This is a genomic window from Hyphomicrobium denitrificans 1NES1 (genome assembly GCF_000230975.2).
Classification (GTDB): Bacteria; Pseudomonadota; Alphaproteobacteria; order Rhizobiales; family Hyphomicrobiaceae; genus Hyphomicrobium_B; species Hyphomicrobium_B denitrificans_A.
The window spans coordinates 3,540,864-3,557,351 of the sequence record NC_021172.1 but is presented as its reverse complement, the minus strand read 5'-3'; the positions used below and the strand labels follow the sequence as shown (position 1 = coordinate 3,557,351).

The following is a 16,488-nucleotide window of genomic DNA, read 5'->3' as shown; positions in this document are numbered from 1 at the left end:
TGATCTGGCCGAAGACCGGCTGCGCCTCGATCGCCTGAGCCGCAACGCCGTCGGGTCGACTTTCTTCCCCTGGGCTTCGCCCATTCCTCGCGAGGCAAGAAAGTCTCGCCGCCGCCATCCTCCGCTGCGCTCCGGCCCGCGAGCGGGTGCGTCGTCGATCGTCCTCGGCCTGTCGATCGCCATCGAGGCCGCGGTGGTCGCGGGCTCGAAAACAGCAAGGAGAAGTGACATGGCCAATATCGGTTCCTTCAAGAAGGTCGGCAGCAGCGAGTTCCAGGGCGAGATCGTCACCCTGAGCGTCCAGACCAAAGGCGTCCGCATCGTCCCCGAGACCAACCGCTCCAATGACAACGCTCCCAGCCACCGCGTCTACGTGGGCCGGGCCGAGATCGGAGCCGCCTGGTCGAAGCGCTCCGAAGAGGGCCGCGACTACCTCTCGCTCAAGCTCGACGATCCCTCCTTCAACGCGCCGATCTACGCGAACCTGTTCAACGATGAGGACGGCGAAGGCTACACCCTCATCTGGTCCCGTCCGCGCAAGAACAACGACTGAGGCTATTCCGCCAACGCCCCGTCCGGCTCCGCCGGGCGGGGCTTTCGCGCAGCCGAGCAGCTCAACGGTTCCGCCTTGCACGAGATGACAGCCATGCTGAGAGGAAAGCGAATCCTCGTCGCCGAGGACAATGATTGGATCGCGGCCGCACTCATCCAGACGATCACTGACTATCGCGGGATCGCCCTTGGCCCCGCGCAAACCAACGTAAGTGCTCTTGCTCTGATCGACGGACATCTGGACGGCGCGATCCTCGACGGCAATCTCCTCGACGGTCCCATCACGCCGGTTGCGCGCGCCCTGTGCGACAGGTGCGTTCCGCTGGTGGTGTTTACGGGCCTGGGCCTTCCCTCCGATCTGCAACGATCGCACCCGGATATCCCGGTCATTCTCAAGCCATCTCCGTATGAGATTGTCATTCACGCCATTGCCGAGCGTATGCGGTAGCCCCACCCGAGCACCCGCGTCGAAGACATGCCGGGACGGGTCTAATCCCGCCGCAGTATCTCGGTATCGACCACTATCGGACGACCGAATCAGTCGGTTCGGATATCTGCCAGAACGACCCTGCCGGATACCCGATTCAGGGGTGTCTGCATGGTTAAAGCACCGTAAAACGACTATTATAGATGGGGTGTTCAGATAGCCTTCGTCTGCGCGTTTCCTATCCTCGGCGCAGGTTAGAAGCCTAACATTGGGGGTTGCTAATCCCGGTGGCCAATCGGTCCAGCCGTGTGCCTTCCCAATAGAGCCACCGAACCGCGATAGCAGCAGATGCGCCAGTAGCCGCTCCACCAAGCACATCCGTAAAGTAATACGTTCCAACGTAAATGCGCGACACACATACAAGGCCGGCCGCCGCGAGGAACGCGGCACCGCGACGTCTAATCCCGTGGAGCAAGAAGGCTGTAGCGATCGCAATCGTTGCCGTTACATGATCAGATGGAAACGACCAGTCGCTGCTCGGACTGATGATCAGATGGCTGACGCCGGCATCGTAAGGACGAACCCGATGGACAAATAGAAGAATGATCTGATTGAGGCCCAAGCCGATGACGAATGAGAGACCCGCAGCGATACAGGTATGCCTCACATGCATCCGGTCGGACGCGCTCCACCACTGCAACGCCACAAGCAACACCACGAGAGGCACGCAATACTGCGTGGTGGCGATCATGAACATATCGAGCAGAGCACTTTTGCCAGCCGCAGCGTTGATCCACTGCGTAATCAGAACATCCATTGACATCTCCTTCTTCTGACTCAATTCGCGGTCTCGGTCGGATTTATTTCGTCGGCAGATGGCGCCGGACGAGCTTGTATTCATGCCAAATAAGACCCATCACCACTACATCGAAGACAGTGAGGGCAATCAACCCAGCGCTGTGCGTGTAGGAAAAGCGGTAGAGTTGATAAACGATAAACAAGCCGATCACGACCAGTGAGGCAGGGTAAGACCACAGTTTCTCTTTGAGCAGGCCGGCAACGAGAAGGAGCTTTACGACGCCGTGACTAAGTAAATAGAAGGCGTAAAAGGTCTTTGTGCTGACGGAGAAGTTCTGCGCCCACGCGAGAAGATGAGTCGCGACGAAATCGTGCGGGTCCTCGATGAGTTCGTCTTGAGTGAGCCGGTTGGCGAGGACTGCGATCGTATTGGTGCTGATGATCGCGAGCGCTATACCGCCTATGCACTCGATGAGCGCGTGCGCTCCCTTGAGCAGAATGCTCACTTCAAAAATCTGATGTATCCGCTGCTCTTTCATGTGCTTACCACCGCTCGGCTGCGCAGGCCGTGTGACCCGCCGGCGACTCCGCGAGAGCAGTTATTAAGAAAATGGCGCTGGCAACCGGCATGCTGCGTCGGCCGCGCAAATGTCGAATGACCTGGCGCTCAAACCTAACGGGCTCTTTCTCCTGTGTGTTTGTGCGCATCACGAACCGGGATATCCGAGGGACGGCTCAAGCGCCTCGAACGTTCGATCCATGGCGAATTCCGGAATGAAGGGTAGCGAGAAATGCCCGAACCGGATTGAAAGCTGCCCTTCGGCGGTCGCTTCGCCGACCCGTGCGATCGCCGCCATATAAAGAGCCGACGCCAACCCGCTGCGATCGGCGCCCGCCTTGCAATGAATCAGGATGGGCTTCTGCGCGCCCTTCATGAGGACGATCAATTTGGCAGCCTTAGCCGCGCTCAGCTCGCGCCCCATGCTGTAGGCACGTTGAGCCGCGGCAGCACCAACCAAACGGCTCCCAGCCAGACGATGATGGCAAGAGCAAAGGCGCCGTCATCGACGAACAGACCGAAGATTTCCGCGACGATCGTTTTCAACCAGCGCATGCGCAGCTCCTATCGGTTTAAGACAGCCGCATGTGCGCCAGCGCGCGTCCGGCACAGGGGCACAGTCAAGAGAGCGATGACGAGGAACCCGGCAACCAGACCGAGGATCGACCAGTCCTGCCCTGGCCAGCCGAGCCCGATTCCCTCGCCGATCCAGAAGGTGCCGAACGCCGTTAGGAGTATGCCGACGACGAACTTCAATGTGTTCTCCGGGATGGACGCCAGCGGCCGATGGATGATGACGCCGAAAAGCACCACCAGGACCAGCGCAGCTAACGCCCCGACACTCGCCGGGATCAGGAGCCCCACGCCGCCTGCGCCGACCGCGATGACGATGAAGACAACCTCCAGGCCCTCCAGCATCGTGATCTTGAACGCGGTCGCGATGGCCACCGTGTCCCAACCCGCGCGCCCCCCGCCGATCCGGCGCAGCAATTCGGTTTCTGTCGCATAAGCGGCGTCCTCGTCATGCAACGGGATCACCCTGGCCGATCGCAGGATCGCTTTGCGCAACCAGCGCATGCCGAACAAGAGCAAGAGTGTTCCGACCGCGAGCTGCACGACGTCGAGCGGTATGCGCGTCAGTGCCGGCCCAAGAGCCGCAACGATGGCGAGGAGCACGATGACTGCCCCGCCGCTCCCGATCAGAGCGCCACGCCAGCCACGGACGGTGCCAACCGCCAGAACGACGGTGAGTGCCTCGACGAACTCGACGAGAGACGCCAGGAACGCCGCCGCGATCGACGGCCAAGCGTGGGCCCAATGGATGATCATCCACTTCTCCTAAACACCGGGGGGAAGCCCGATTGTCAGCACCAAGTTTCGTGAAAGACGATTCCCACGCGGCGCTCTGTAGCAAGTATTTCCGATGTTGGACGAATACGTAGCAAATACGACATACCGGGTCAACGCAGTCGATCACCGCCATAGCCCCGGCTTGGGGCCTCTTTGATGACGCATCCGGCTCTCGAGACTGCATTGCTCACGCCGTCCGGAGTCGGCTGGCAGATGGCTTTTGTAGCGGATTTGGTGCATCCTGTCGTGTCTACGACATCTGGGCCATATTCCCGACCATGCAAGCCGCTGCCACCTTCGATGAGCGCATCGCTTTACACCTGGATCAAATGAGCCCGGCCGAACAACGCGTTGCCCGGGTCTTTCGGGAAAACCGCGAAGAAGTCCTCTATGCGTCGGCGGCGTCGTTGGCGGCGAAGGCGTCCACCAGCGACGCGACCGTCGTGCGTACGACAAAAGCTCTGGGCTTCGCCGGCATGGAGGAACTGCGCCGCACCCTGGCCGCCGAACTGAAACAGAGCCTGTCGATCGCCAGCCGTATGCGCGAGACCCTTCGGGAGGTCGGCGATGACCTGCACGCTACGTTCGATCTGACGCTCGATATTCACGTCGAATCCATTCAAAGCCTTCGTCGCGACATCGCCCCCGAACTGTTCCGCAAGGCCGTCAGCCTCATTGCCAATGCCCGGCGGGTCGTGGTCTTCGGAATCGGACCGTCGAGCATGATGGCCACTTATTTCGCGGCGCAGCTCGGGCGGTTCGGGATCGACGCGACCAGCTTGACGCGAACCGGCCTTCTTTTCGCCGACGAGCTTCGAACGCTTCGCGCCGGAGACGCTCTGGTCGCCATGGCATACGGTCACGTTTATCGGGAGCTGGCGGTGCTGCTGGACGAAACGGACCGACACGGCATTCGCAAACTATTGCTGACGGATAATCTCGGACCCAAACTCCGCGGCCGCGTCGACCTTGTGCTGCCTGTCGCCCGCGGGCGAGCCAACATGTTGAGCATGCATACCGCTACCCTCGGCCTACTCGAAGCACTCCTGGTCGGAATTGCCGCAAAGCGGCCTGAGGAAACCATTCAGAGCCTGGAAGATCTCAACAAGCTTCGCGAGCGGATCGTTGGAGCGCCAGTGAACCTCGCGACCAGACAGTCGAATCGGCAGACAGATTAAACAGAGCCCCTCACGCCTTCACAGCCGCTCGACCTGCACGCTCTGCCCCAACTTTGCTCGACGAGCGGCCGAGCGCGCGGCACGCCCCCAGTCCTCGGCGGCCAGCGAATCAGCCAGCTGAACAAGGGCCGCCGACCCTCATAGATGGAAGAAGCGCGGCCCACGGTGCCGTTGCAGCGCCAGAAAGCGACTATTATAGTCGTATTTCTGGTGCGCGCAGATCGTCTGTCGGAGGTGATCATGAATGATCACCGGCCGACAAGTTCGGGCCGCGCGAGCCTTGCTGAATTGGAAGCAGGAGATGCTCGCCGAGAAAGCCCTGGTGGCGCTGACCGCGCTGAAGCGTCTGGAGTCCGAAAGGCAGCTCCAAGTGCACGAGGGCACGCGCGACCAGGTGCGCCGTGTTCTGGAAGCCGCTGGAATTCTGTTCGTCGAATCCGATCGTGGTCGCGGCGTCATGCTCCTCCACGAGGCAGAACCGGCAACGCGGCCAGCCAGAAGACCGGCGACCTTGAAACGATGAAGAGGGTTTGTGTTAACGTTTAGGAAACCCTGTCCAGCCGAGGAGCCCTGATGCAGTCGCCGCCACTTGATCCGCCGGTGGACGATCTCGCGCCGACCGCCGGCATTCTGACCGGCTACGACGAGCGACATGCCGTGACCTATTTGCGGCTGCTCGACGCCGATGCCGACGGCGCCGATTGGAAGGAAGTTGCGAAAATCGTGCTGCATATCGATCCGGCGCGGGAACCTGATCGCGCGCATCGGGCCTGGGAGAGTCATCTCGCCCGCGCTCGATGGATGACGGAGAAAGGCTACCGCCATCTTCTCCACGGTGGCGCGCCACACTGAATTGGTTCCGTGCGCCTCCGGCAACGCGCGTTGCAGTCTCAGTCTGTTTCGGAGCGCCACCGTAGCGTGCATTCTCTCGACTGAGCCGTAGCAACGGCTGTTGTCAGAGGAGACGTTGTCCATGGCTCGCGCCGATTGGCGATCGGCGGGCGCGTATGAGAACCTCCGGCCGCTCGACGCGCCTGCCTTCGCTTATGAGTTTCTTCGCCGCAATCCCGACTTTCTGAGCGATCACGCTCGCCAGACGCGTAAGAGCCGGAACCGAACGCTTGATCCCGCTGAGGCCGAAGCATTCGCCCAGCGCTGGGGGGTGCGATTTCGATCGCAAAACAGATCCCGCGCGACACGACGCCGTTCTGTGGACACCCCAGGCGCTTCCGAGTGTGGTGACCCTGACCAAATTCCCCGATGGCCTCGTCGATCCTAGACTTGGCCTCGCAGCGCACAGCCATTGGCCCTTTCTCGCTAGTGAGGAGGATGACCAAATCGTCGAACTGCGCGGCGCACGCATGCGCCTGCACAAACAAGGCAAGCTCGGCGAGCCCGTCGCAGTCCTCATCCCGCTCGACCAGCTCTTCGACATCCGCGCTGCCGCCGCGCTCCGCTTGTGGCGCGCGCTGGCCGGGCGCGCGCCGGGTCCTGACCTCGGCATGCTCACACCCGAGCGGCGCAACCGGCTCATCCTCGCACTGCGCGCGCTGGACGGCCGGCTTGAACGTGCGACCTACCCCGAGATCGCGGCCGTCCTGTTCGACATCGCACCCATCTCCAAGCGCGACTGGATTTCGCACGAACTGCGCGATCAGACCGGTCGGCTCGTCCGGCTCGGATTCTCCATGATGCGCGGCGGCTATCGCCGCCTTCTTCTGCATCCCTATCGCCGCCGCGTGTAGCGCTCCGCCCGTCTGGATGCGCTTTCGCCACCCTCCGAGATCGCCCTATTTCGGATCGGGTCCCTTCCGCCACCGTGATCGCTGACAGCCGCCGTCATTCGACGGCCTTCCAAGCGATCACGGAGGTATCCCATGTCCACCAATCTCGCAGGCTTGCCGCAGCGCTACCTGCGCACGCCGGAGGCCGCGCGCTTCGTCGGCCTTTCCATCCGCACGCTCGAGAAGCACCGCATCTACGGCACGGGCCCGCGCTATTCGAAGCTCGGCGGCCGCGTCGTTTACCGCGTCGAGGACCTGCAGACGTGGGTCGATGCCGCGGCCAAGGAATCGACGTCCGATCCGGGCAAGGTGATCGTGCTGCCGGCCAAGCGCCACACGCCGGCCCAGCTCGAACAAGCCCGCCAGCCGCGCCGCTGACCTCCCCATGTCGGCGCGCCATCGCACACGATCCGAACGCGAGCAGCTCGAACTGTTTCGGGCCCTGCCAGGCGATCTCGCGCCGCGCGACGCGCAGGACCTCATGGCCTATCCCTTCTTCAGCCTCGCCAAGACGCATCGCACGACGCCGATCGACTACCGGATGAACGACGTCGCCATCCGCGTCGAAGCCGTGCCCGAGCATGGCATGGCGACCATCTGGGACGCCGACGTCTTGATCTGGGCAGCCAGCCAGATCGTCGAGGCACGCGACGCCGGCCTGCGCACATCGCGCCTGATGGCCGCCACCCCATATGAGATTCTTACTTTCATTGGCCGCGGTGTCAGCGCGCGCGACTATCACCGCCTGAAGGCGGCGCTCGACCGTCTGCAATCCACCACGGTCGCCACCTCGCTGCGTCAGACGAGCGAGCGGCGCATGCACCGCTTCTCCTGGATCAACGAATGGACCGAACGCGCGGATGCGCATGGCCGCGCCGACGGCATCGATCTCATCGTGCCGGACTGGTTCTACCGCGCCGTCCTCGACGACGCGCTCGTGCTCACCATCGACCGCGAATACTTCAAGCTGACGGGCGGTCTCGAGCGCTGGCTTTATCGCATCGTACGCAAGCACGCCGGCAGGCAGCGTGCAGGTTGGCGGTTCGACTTCCGACACCTTCACGGCAAGTCGGCGAGCCTTTCGCCGTTCAAACGCTTCGCGTTCGAGCTGCGCGATCTGGCACGCCGGCAACCGCTGCCCGGATATCGGCTCGGCGTCGAACGCGACCGCACCGGCCGCGAGCTTCTCGTCTTCACGCGCAGCCACTTGTCCACAGGAGCCTGTGGACAATCTGTTGATGTCGTCGTGCCTTCAGGAACCCCGGTGCGCGTTCCATCGGGAACCGAAGCCGCGTGCCATCAGGAACCCGAAGCGACATGTTCCGATGGAAATTCCGTCGCTTGCGAGCCGCCTAACTTAGAATCTAACCAACAAGAATCTAACGAGTCTGTTGTTGGCGACGGCGCTGCCCAGTGCAAAACCGGGAGCGGCGCTCGATGATCGTCGCGCTGCTCAACCAGAAAGGCGGCGTCGGCAAGACGACGCTCGCCTTGCATCTCGCCGGCCAATGGGCCCGGCAAGGAAAGCCGATCACCCTGATAGACGCCGATCCGCAAAGCTCGGCGCTCGACTGGTCCGAGCAGCGCGCACGCCGGCGCATCGACCGCCTGTTCGGGGTCATCGGCCTGGCGCGCGATACGCTGCATCGCGAGGCGCCCGAACTCCCTCGGCATGCCGACCACGTCATCATCGACGGACCGCCGCGCGTCGCCGCCTTGTTGCGTTCGGCACTGCTCGCGGCCGACCTCACGTTGATCCCCGCGCAACCGTCGCCGTTCGACGGTTGGGCATCGGCCGAGATGCTTGCGCTGATCGCCGAAGCGCGTGTCTTTCGCCCCGAGCTCCTGGCCCGCTTCATTCTCAATCGCTGTCCCGCGCGCACGGTCATCGCACGCGAGACGGCGCACAGCCTGGCCGAACATGACCCGCCGGCGCTTGCGGCGCGAATCGACCAGCGCGTCATCTTCGCCGACGCGGCGCGCACCGGCCAACTCGTCTTCGAGCAGGACGATAGCAGCTCGGCCGCGCGCGAGATCGCGGCGCTGGCGGCCGAAGTCGAAAGGCTGTCGCCATGACCGCACGCAGCCCCAACAGCGGCTTCGCCACGCGTCCGAGCAACGCCGAGAGCTGGATCAAATCACCCGATCCCGCCTCGTCCGGCGCGGCGGCCGCAGACCTCTACACGGCCCGGCTCACCGTCGACATCACACTGGCCTTGCGCGGCCGGATCAAGATCGCGGCCTTCCAGCGCGGCGTCACCGTCGCCGACATGCTGCGTGACCTGTTGGCGCGCGAATTTCCCGATGCCGATGGAGACCGCTCATGAAAGCCGATTTCAACGCCGGCCGCGCGCCGCGGCCCGATGCCGGACCGTTTCTGACGCACGTCGAGCTGACCTGGCTTGAAGGACACATCGAGCACTGGATCCGTTTCGGCCGCGACGCCGGCGAGACGATCCTCGATCGTCACCGCCGCGTGCTGAGCTTCGCGCCGCGCGGAGTCTTCGCCTTCGTGCGCTGGGCGTCCAACGATTTCGGCACGATCGTCTCGCGCATCGACATCGTGCGCGCGATCGACCGCGGCGAACCCTATCAGACGCTGCCTTTCGTCCGTCCAGGCGGCGAGATTCTGCTGCGGATCAGCGGGTGGCCGAAAGTCGAGCGCGTGCTGCAGGCGATAGATGCCGTCGAGGCGCTCGGCATCGATCCTGCCGACGCCGCGCCGGATCACTGGCGTCATCTCCACAATCGCCTCATCGTCGGCCTACCGTCGCGCCCCTATCGCCGCGAGCAGCATCGCGCCTGGCTGCTACGCCGAAGGCTTGCGCCATGACGCGCTTCGGCTTCGTCCTCACCACCTACGCAACAACGCTCTTCGTCGCGCTGTCGAGCCTCGTTCATCCCGCGCCGAAGCTGCTCTGGAACGCCAGCGCCAGCGTCCCGATCGGCCTCTATGCCGTGCGGCGCGCGCCTCCGCTGCATCTCGACGAACTGGTCGTCGTCCAGCCGCCGGCGCCTCTCGCGCAGCTCTTCGCCGCGCGCCGTTATCTGCCTCTCGGCGTGCCGCTGGTGAAGCGCATCCTGGCGCTTCCCGGTCAGACCGTTTGCCGTACCGCACGGCGCGTCACCGTCGATGGCGCGGCTATGGGCGATGCGCTCGAACGCGACCGCCTCAGCCGTGCTCTGCCGGACTGGCAGGGCTGCCGCGTGCTCGGGCCCGGCGAAGTCTTCCTCATGAATCGCACGCCGCCGGACTCACTCGACGGCCGGTATTTCGGACCTCTGCCGACGACCAGCATCGTCGGCCGCGCCGATCCGATCTGGACCTACGCGGAGAACTGACCATGCCTCACTCCTTCGCTCGGTCGGCTCCCGCGGCGTCGCCCCCGCCTCGCGACTCATCCTCCTTCCCGGCCATCGCCGCACCTCTCGCTCGCCGTACCGGCTCACATCGATCGCACAAGCTTAGCCATCACCTGTCGCTCGCGATCGTACTGGTGCTGCTGTCGGCGAACGGCGTTGCTCATGCGCAGGCCGGCGACAGACGTGTTTCAGCCGTCACGTCGGAGAGCGGTCGCTTTGCACGGTTCGTGTCGGAAGCCGCGCTGCGCTTCGGCATTCCGACGTCTTGGATCAACGCCGTCATGCAGGCCGAAAGTCGCGGCGTCGTGCGCGCCGTCTCGCCCAAGGGCGCGATGGGGCTGATGCAGATCATGCCCGACACCTGGTCCGGCTTACGGGCGCGATACGGCCTCGGCGCCGATCCATTCGACCCGCACGACAACATCCTGGCGGGCGCAGCGTATCTCCGCGAGTTGCATGACCGCTACGGCGCGCTTGGCTTTCTCGCGGCCTACAACGCCGGTCCCGGACGGTATGAGGATCACCTTGCGACCGGGCACCCGTTGCCGACAGAGACGCGGGCCTATGTCGCTGCACTCGCGCCATTGCTGCGCGACGGCGGATCGGAACCGGGCAATATCATCACCGCGATCATCCGCTCGTGGACCGACGCGCCGTTGTTCTCGGTGCGGCGCCGTGGCGGTTCGACGGTCCCACCACCGTCATCGGATGGCGTGTCGCAACAGCGAGCGACTGCAACGTCGGCTGCCGATTGGACAGGCCTTGCGCCACAGTCCGAGGGACTGTTCGCGCGCCTGTCGGCCCGTGGGCCCAGGCCATGAGCTGCCTTCGGTCTCATCTGGGTGTGGCGGGCAAGCGGACACGTTCGGCTGTGGGTGCTGGCGAGCGGAGACGACCAACCCACGGACGGCAAGGGAAAAGGCCGGCCCTCGGCGCGGCTTATGTGGTTGGGAAGATTGAGGAATTTACCGACACCAGAGACACTCGCTGCTGGCGCTTTCTGCAAATTGTGCAAACATTTCAAGGCTTCGCGCGCCGTCGCCTCGAACTGTCTCGGGTCGCTGCACCATGACGACGCGCGACGACGACCTGCGGGTCCGGCCCGGGCGCATCCAGCACGGCAATCGTGGCGGCAAGCGCCCACAGACCTTCGTCGGCGAAGTGATGCGGGCCGCGAAGAAGGCGGGCCATGTCGGCAACAGCTTCCGTTCGAGCCAGGGCCGCAGCCGGTCGCGCTTCGGACGCGGTCGGCGCGCGGCGGTCTCGATTCGATTGCGCTCGAACGCTCGCCGCGTGGTGATGAAAGCGCGCGTCGTGCGGCACCAGGGAGCGCGGTTCCGCTCAGCGCCGCTACCCAAGCACATCGCCTACCTCAAGCGCGAGGGTGTGACGCGCGACGGCGAGGACGCGCGGACGTTCGACGCAGCCTCCGACACGGCGGAGGAACGCGCCTTCGCCGAGCGCTGCGAGGATGACCGTCATCACTTCCGATTCATCATATCGCCGGAAGACGGGACCGAGCTCGGCGACCTTAAGACCTTCACGCGCGAGCTGATGCTCGATGTCGAGAAGGACCTCGGCACCAGGCTCGACTGGGTCGCGGTCGACCACTGGAACACCGACAATCCACACGTCCATGTCCTCATCCGCGGCCGCGCCGATGACGGTCAGGACCTGGTCATCAGCCGCGAATACATCAGCCGGGGTTTTCGCGATCGCGCGGCCGAGCGCGTCACGCTGGAGCTGGGCCCGCGCAGCGAGCGGGAGATCCGCACGGCCCTCGAACGAGAAGTCGGATCAGATCGATGGACGAGCCTCGACCGGGCGCTGCGTGACATCTCGGACGAGTGCGGCGGCGTCGCCGACCTGCGGCCCGGGCCTGACACCGAGGACCCCGAGCTGCGCGGTTTGCTGCTCGGGCGGGCGGCGAAACTCGAACGTCTCGGCCTCGCGGATCCGGTCGGCCCTGCCTGCTGGACGCTCAAGCCGGGGCTTGAACCGGCGCTCCGCCAACTCGGCATCCGGGGCGACATCATCAAGACGATGCACCAAGCGATGAGCGCCGGCGGGCATGAGCCGGACGTCAGTTCTTTCGCTCTGCACGGAGAGGAGCCATCCGATCCAGTGCTCGGCCGGCTGGTCAAGCGCGGCCTCGACGACGAGCTCAAGGGGACCGCCTATGCGATCGTCGCCGGCGTCGATGGCCGCACTCATCACCTCAAGTTCTCCGATCTCGAGATGACCGGCGATGCGCCGGTGGGCGCGATCGTCGAGGCGCGGAGCTATGACGACTCGAACGGACGGCGCCGCCTGTCGCTCGCCACCCGCTCGGATCTTTCGATCGAGGCGCAGGTGACAGCGTCGGGGGCGACCTGGCTCGATCGCCAACTCCTCGCCAAGGATCCGCCGCTCAGCGGCGGGGCGTTCGGCGCCGAGGTGCGCCAAGCTATGGAAGCGCGCGTCAATCATCTCGCACAAGAAGGACTTGCCCACCGGCAGGGGCAGCGGGTGATCTTCGCTCGCGATCTCCTCGCCACCCTGCGTCGGCGAGAATTGGACGACGCGGCGGCGAAGCTCTCTGTGGAGACGGGGCTCGCTTATCAGCCCGCGGCAGAAGGCGAGCGCGTCTCGGGTGTCTATCGGCAGCGGGTGACGCTCGCCTCCGGCCGCTTCGCCATGATCGACGACGGGCTCGGCTTCCAGCTTGTCCCGTGGCGTCCGGCTCTGGAGAAGGAACTTGGCCGGGAGGTGCGGGGTGCCATCAGCCGCGGTTATAATGTCGAGTGGAGCTTCGGCCGAAAGCGTGGGCTTGGACTCTGACCAGGCGCCCGTTTGACTACCTTCCGTCACCTTGCCGTTGGTGACGACAGCAGGGGGTGCCTCGCGGAATGATTGTCGTCTGGATTCTGGCCTTTCTCGCGGGTGTTGCTCTCATCGTCTGGGGAGCCGAGGCGTTTGCCGAACATCTTGGCGCAGCTTCAGTACGCCTGGGCGTGAGCGCCTTCGCCTTGGCGCTGCTGCTCGCCGGCGCCGAACCCGAGGAACTCGCGACCGTCGTAGTGGCGTCGCTGCGGGGATCACCAGGCATTGCGTTCGGCGATGTCATCGGCGCAAACGTCGCCATCTGCCTCGTCGCTCTCGGCGTCGGCGCCGTGATCGCGCCGCTGCCGTTCCGCACGAGTGTCATGCGCTACGCCATCCTCGGCCTGCCGCTCGGCGCGATCGCCGCGTGGATCGCGTGGGACGGCGTGGTGACACGGCTCGAGGGCGCCATCCTTGTCGGACTCTATATCGTCTATGTCGGCACCATCTGGATCGTCCAACGTCGACCGCCGGCGCTCGGAGAGGTGCATGAGCTCGAGGAAGCAGAGAACGCCGCATCGAACCCGGGCGGACGGCGACGCATCAGCCGTGAACTACTGCTCGTGCTTGCCGGAGTGGCCGCGATGGCGGCGGGCGCCAGCCTGCTCGTCGAAGCCATGCAACAGATCACGCATGTCGAGTCGACGCAGACCTCGCTCGGCTTGACACTGGTCGGGTTCGCCACCGCCTTCGAGCTGGTGGTCCTGGCTTGGTCGGCCGCGCGACGCGGAGCTTCCGAGGCCGTTGTCGCCGGCGTCGTTGGTTCGTTTGCCTATAACGTCACGATGACCTTAGGGGCCGGCGCGCTCGCGCGGCCGCTTGCGATCGTGGACGCTGCGAGCTTGCACTTCCCTTGGCTCGCCATGCTGGCTGCGCTTCTCCTCGTTGTCGTTTTGGCAGCACCGAAAGCCAGCCTCAGTCGTGTCGCAGGCGTCGTTCTGCTGGGCGCCTATCCGCTATTCGTTCTCGCCGTGCTCCTTGCTTGAGAGCCTCTGGAATAACGCGCGTTCCGGTGAGTGCTGTGGACGAGCCGTGTCGCCGCTCCATCCGATTCTTTACCGAAGGTATCCGACCGCGCGCCGCCCTCTCGTTTGGGCTTGAGTTCATCGTGGGAGGCTCGTCTGGTCCTTTGTCGCCATGAACGCGACCAAGATCCTCTGGGTCCAGATTCTCCTCGTCTGCGCTTCCGTGCTCGCCTTCCTGTGGACGGCGACGGAGTGGACCGCTTGGCAGCTCGCCTTCCAACCCCAGCTCGGGCGCCCCTGGTTCATCTTGTTCGGCTGCCCGATATACCAGCCGCCTGCGTTCTTCTGGTGGTGGTTCGCCTACGACGCCTATGCCCATGAGATTTTCGTTACGGGAGGTTTCATCGCGGGGGCCGGCGGGATAGCCGCGTTCGTCGTGGCCGTCGCGATGTCGGTATGGCGGGCGCGCGAAGTGAAGAAGGTGACGACCTATGGGTCCGCGTGCTGGGCCGAGACGCGCGAGATCAAGCGGGCGGGCCTTCTCCATCCCGATGGCGTTCTGCTCGGTCGCTGGCGCGGCGCGTATCTCCGCCACCACGGCCCGGAACATGTGCTGTGCTTCGCGCCGACGCGTTCCGGCAAGGGCGTCGGCCTCGTCGTGCCGACTCTCCTGACCTGGCCGGGCTCGGCGATTGTCCACGACATCAAGGGCGAGAACTGGGGGCTGACCGCCGGCTGGCGAGCGCGGTTCGGCCGCGTGCTGCTGTTCGACCCGACCAACACGCAAAGCGCTGCCTACAATCCCCTGCTCGAGGTCCGTCGCGGGGAGTGGGAGGTGCGCGACGTGCAGAACATCGCCGACGTGCTCGTCGACCCCGAAGGTGCGCTGGAGAAGAGGAACCACTGGGAGAAGACGAGCCATTCGCTGTTGGTCGGCACCATCCTGCACGTGCTCTACGCCGAGGCGGACAAGACGCTCGCCGGCGTCGCCAACTTTCTGTCCGATCCGAAGCGCCCGATCGAGACGACGCTGCGAGCAATGATGACGACCCCGCATCTCGGGAAGAAGGGCATTCATCCCGTCGTCGCGAGCGCCGCGCGCGAGCTGCTGAACAAGAGCGAGAATGAGCGTTCCGGCGTCTTGTCGACCGCCATGTCGTTCCTCGGGCTCTATCGCGATCCAGTTGTCGCAACCGTCACGCGGCGCTGCGACTGGCGCATCCGTGATCTGGTCGAGGCCGAGCGCCCAATGACGCTCTACTTGGTCGTTCCACCTTCTGACATCAGCCGGACCAAGCCTCTCGTACGCCTGATCCTCAATCAGATCGGGCGCCGCCTCACCGAGGAGTTGGACTCGAAGCGCCGCCGACATCGGCTATTGCTGATGCTCGATGAGTTTCCGGCACTCGGTCGTCTCGACTTCTTCGAGAGCGCCTTGGCCTTCATGGCGGGCTACGGTCTGAAGAGTTTCCTGATCGCGCAGTCGCTGAATCAGATCGAGAAGGCCTACGGCCAAAACAACTCCATCCTCGACAACTGCCATGTGCGGGTGAGTTTCGCGACGAATGACGAGCGCACTGCCAAGCGTGTTTCAGACGCGCTCGGCATGGCGACCGAGTTGCGCGCGATGAAGAATTATGCGGGCAGCCGGCTCAGCCCATGGCTTGGACATTTGATGATCTCGCGACAGGAAACGGCACGCCCTCTGCTGACACCCGGCGAGGTGATGCAGCTCCCGCCCGACGACGAGCTGGTGCTGATGTCCGGCTGCGCGCCGATCCGCGCAAAGAAGGCGCGCTACTATGAAGATCCGGAATTGAAGGCGCGCATCCTCCAGCCACCGAAATTGTCCAACCCAAGACCGACCCGACGCGACGACGCTCCATCACTCCCGCCAGACGGCGATTGGGCCGGTGCGGTTGTGCCGCTGCCCACAGAGCCCGCCACGGAAGATCCCGCCAACGCTGGCATCCGGCGTGAACCGGAATTGCCGGAGCATGAGGAAATCGTGCCGGAGTCCAAGGCACCCATTCAGGAATTCGAGCCGATGGACGAGGAGCCCGACGACGAGGTCCAGCGCCAGCGCATCATGCAGCGCACGTTCGGAGCTGTCACGCGCCAGGTCTCGCTCGATCCCGGCGATGACATGCAGATGTGACGGCCATGCGGACCAAGCACACCTTTCGCCTGCCGCCAGACCTCGCGAGCCAGCTTGCGGACTATGCCGCCCGCAAGCGCGTGCCGCAGGCCCTTGTTGTCGAAGCGGCACTTGCCTCGCATCTGTCACCCGATGGCGCCGACCGCTTGGAGGCCGCGCTCGCGAGACGGCTCGATCGTATGACGCGACAGATGGAAATGATCGAACGGCACGTCACCATTTCGAACGAGGCGCTGGCAGTCTTCGTGCGCTTCTGGCTGACCAGCACGCCCGCTTTACCCGACACCGCGCTTGCAGCCGCCCAAACTAAAGGGCGCGAGCGCTATGACGGCTTCGTCGAGGCGCTTGGCCGAAGGCTGGCGCGCGGTCGCAAGCTTGCCGACGAGGTGAGCCAGGATATCGCCCCTGGGTCCGAACAAGGTCGGGCCGACAAGAGCTCCTGACGGCCAGTCGTACCAGCGACCTGTCTTTCTATCCGGGAGCCCTCCTGCC

General features: G+C 64.4%; 23 protein-coding genes. 18 read left to right on the top strand and 5 right to left on the bottom strand.

Features of this window, described 5'->3' with window-relative positions:
• Positions 1-229: 229 nt before the first annotated feature.
• Together HYPDE_RS17130 and HYPDE_RS17125 are read left to right on the top strand one after the other, a co-directional pair.
• Positions 230-553 (top strand): DUF736 domain-containing protein, encoded by a 324-nt coding sequence (locus HYPDE_RS17130; RefSeq protein WP_015599801.1) that lies wholly within the window; start codon positions 230-232, stop codon positions 551-553.
• A 93-nt stretch (positions 554-646) separates the two neighbouring features.
• Positions 647-1,000, top strand: coding sequence for a response regulator (locus tag HYPDE_RS17125; RefSeq protein WP_015599800.1), 354 nt, complete (start codon positions 647-649; stop codon positions 998-1,000).
• A 241-nt stretch (positions 1,001-1,241) separates the two neighbouring features.
• Here the strand turns inward: HYPDE_RS17125 and HYPDE_RS17120 are convergent, their stop codons facing one another.
• The 5 genes from HYPDE_RS17120 to HYPDE_RS17105 form a co-directional block, all read right to left on the bottom strand.
• Positions 1,242-1,796: a phosphatase PAP2 family protein gene (locus tag HYPDE_RS17120; protein WP_015599799.1), complete on the bottom strand. Its 555-nt coding sequence runs from the start codon at positions 1,794-1,796 to the stop codon at positions 1,242-1,244.
• Positions 1,797-1,839: 43 nt separating this feature from the next.
• On the bottom strand, positions 1,840-2,316 hold the full coding sequence (locus HYPDE_RS17115) for a DUF2127 domain-containing protein (RefSeq protein WP_015599798.1): 477 nt from the start codon (positions 2,314-2,316) through the stop codon (positions 1,840-1,842).
• Positions 2,317-2,484: 168 nt separating this feature from the next.
• The gene (locus HYPDE_RS17110; protein ID WP_244437721.1) at positions 2,485-2,724 is read right to left on the bottom strand and encodes a tyrosine-protein phosphatase; all 240 of its coding nucleotides are present in this window, start codon (positions 2,722-2,724) and stop codon (positions 2,485-2,487) included.
• A gap of 20 nt (positions 2,725-2,744) precedes the next feature.
• Positions 2,745-2,891 (bottom strand): hypothetical protein, encoded by a 147-nt coding sequence (locus HYPDE_RS19435; protein ID WP_187290845.1) that lies wholly within the window; start codon positions 2,889-2,891, stop codon positions 2,745-2,747.
• A 9-nt stretch (positions 2,892-2,900) separates the two neighbouring features.
• A complete protein-coding gene (locus HYPDE_RS17105; protein WP_015599796.1) occupies positions 2,901-3,665 on the bottom strand; it encodes a COG4280 domain-containing protein in 765 nt (254 codons plus the stop codon).
• Positions 3,666-3,964: 299 nt separating this feature from the next.
• Here HYPDE_RS17105 and HYPDE_RS17100 point away from each other — a divergent pair, with 299 nt between their 5' ends.
• The 16 genes from HYPDE_RS17100 (at position 3,965) to HYPDE_RS17025 (ending at position 16,439) form a co-directional block, all read left to right on the top strand.
• Positions 3,965-4,864 carry a MurR/RpiR family transcriptional regulator gene (locus HYPDE_RS17100; RefSeq protein WP_015599795.1) on the top strand — a complete coding sequence of 300 codons (900 nt, stop codon included), beginning with the start codon at positions 3,965-3,967 and terminating at the stop codon, positions 4,862-4,864.
• 244 nt (positions 4,865-5,108) lie between these two features.
• Entirely contained in the window at positions 5,109-5,387 is a 279-nt protein-coding gene (locus HYPDE_RS17095) for a hypothetical protein (RefSeq protein WP_009338111.1), read from the top strand.
• Between the two features lie 50 nt (positions 5,388-5,437).
• A complete protein-coding gene (locus HYPDE_RS17090) occupies positions 5,438-5,716 on the top strand; it encodes a DNA -binding domain-containing protein (RefSeq protein ID WP_015599794.1) in 279 nt (92 codons plus the stop codon).
• Between the two features lie 121 nt (positions 5,717-5,837).
• The gene (locus HYPDE_RS19865; protein WP_432263856.1) at positions 5,838-6,143 is read left to right on the top strand and encodes a transcriptional regulator domain-containing protein; all 306 of its coding nucleotides are present in this window, start codon (positions 5,838-5,840) and stop codon (positions 6,141-6,143) included.
• The gene (locus tag HYPDE_RS17080; RefSeq protein ID WP_244437719.1) at positions 6,103-6,609 is read left to right on the top strand and encodes a DUF2285 domain-containing protein; all 507 of its coding nucleotides are present in this window, start codon (positions 6,103-6,105) and stop codon (positions 6,607-6,609) included. Before HYPDE_RS19865 ends, HYPDE_RS17080 begins: the two co-directional genes overlap by 41 nt.
• 132 nt (positions 6,610-6,741) lie before the next feature.
• Positions 6,742-7,026: a helix-turn-helix transcriptional regulator gene (locus tag HYPDE_RS17075; protein ID WP_015599791.1), complete on the top strand. Its 285-nt coding sequence runs from the start codon at positions 6,742-6,744 to the stop codon at positions 7,024-7,026.
• Between the two features lie 7 nt (positions 7,027-7,033).
• On the top strand, positions 7,034-8,089 hold the full coding sequence (locus tag HYPDE_RS17070) for a replication initiator protein A (protein ID WP_015599790.1): 1,056 nt from the start codon (positions 7,034-7,036) through the stop codon (positions 8,087-8,089).
• Positions 8,086-8,724 carry a ParA family partition ATPase gene (gene parA / locus HYPDE_RS17065; RefSeq protein ID WP_015599789.1) on the top strand — a complete coding sequence of 213 codons (639 nt, stop codon included), beginning with the start codon at positions 8,086-8,088 and terminating at the stop codon, positions 8,722-8,724. The genes HYPDE_RS17070 and parA overlap by 4 nt, the downstream gene beginning before the upstream one ends.
• Positions 8,721-8,975: a hypothetical protein gene (locus HYPDE_RS17060; RefSeq protein ID WP_015599788.1), complete on the top strand. Its 255-nt coding sequence runs from the start codon at positions 8,721-8,723 to the stop codon at positions 8,973-8,975. Before parA ends, HYPDE_RS17060 begins: the two co-directional genes overlap by 4 nt.
• Positions 8,972-9,481 carry a DUF2840 domain-containing protein gene (locus HYPDE_RS17055; RefSeq protein ID WP_015599787.1) on the top strand — a complete coding sequence of 170 codons (510 nt, stop codon included), beginning with the start codon at positions 8,972-8,974 and terminating at the stop codon, positions 9,479-9,481. Before HYPDE_RS17060 ends, HYPDE_RS17055 begins: the two co-directional genes overlap by 4 nt.
• A complete protein-coding gene (locus tag HYPDE_RS17050) occupies positions 9,478-9,990 on the top strand; it encodes a S26 family signal peptidase (RefSeq protein ID WP_015599786.1) in 513 nt (170 codons plus the stop codon). The genes HYPDE_RS17055 and HYPDE_RS17050 overlap by 4 nt, the downstream gene beginning before the upstream one ends.
• Before the next feature lie 2 nt (positions 9,991-9,992).
• Entirely contained in the window at positions 9,993-10,832 is an 840-nt protein-coding gene (locus tag HYPDE_RS17045; protein ID WP_015599785.1) for a lytic transglycosylase domain-containing protein, read from the top strand.
• A gap of 247 nt (positions 10,833-11,079) precedes the next feature.
• On the top strand, positions 11,080-12,831 hold the full coding sequence (locus HYPDE_RS17040) for a relaxase/mobilization nuclease domain-containing protein (protein WP_015599783.1): 1,752 nt from the start codon (positions 11,080-11,082) through the stop codon (positions 12,829-12,831).
• Between the two features lie 68 nt (positions 12,832-12,899).
• Positions 12,900-13,859: a sodium:calcium antiporter gene (locus tag HYPDE_RS17035; protein ID WP_015599782.1), complete on the top strand. Its 960-nt coding sequence runs from the start codon at positions 12,900-12,902 to the stop codon at positions 13,857-13,859.
• 151 nt (positions 13,860-14,010) lie between these two features.
• On the top strand, positions 14,011-15,996 hold the full coding sequence (locus HYPDE_RS17030) for a conjugal transfer protein TraG (protein WP_015599781.1): 1,986 nt from the start codon (positions 14,011-14,013) through the stop codon (positions 15,994-15,996).
• 5 nt (positions 15,997-16,001) lie between these two features.
• Positions 16,002-16,439 (top strand): CopG family transcriptional regulator, encoded by a 438-nt coding sequence (locus HYPDE_RS17025; protein WP_187290844.1) that lies wholly within the window; start codon positions 16,002-16,004, stop codon positions 16,437-16,439.
• Positions 16,440-16,488 lie beyond the last annotated feature (49 nt).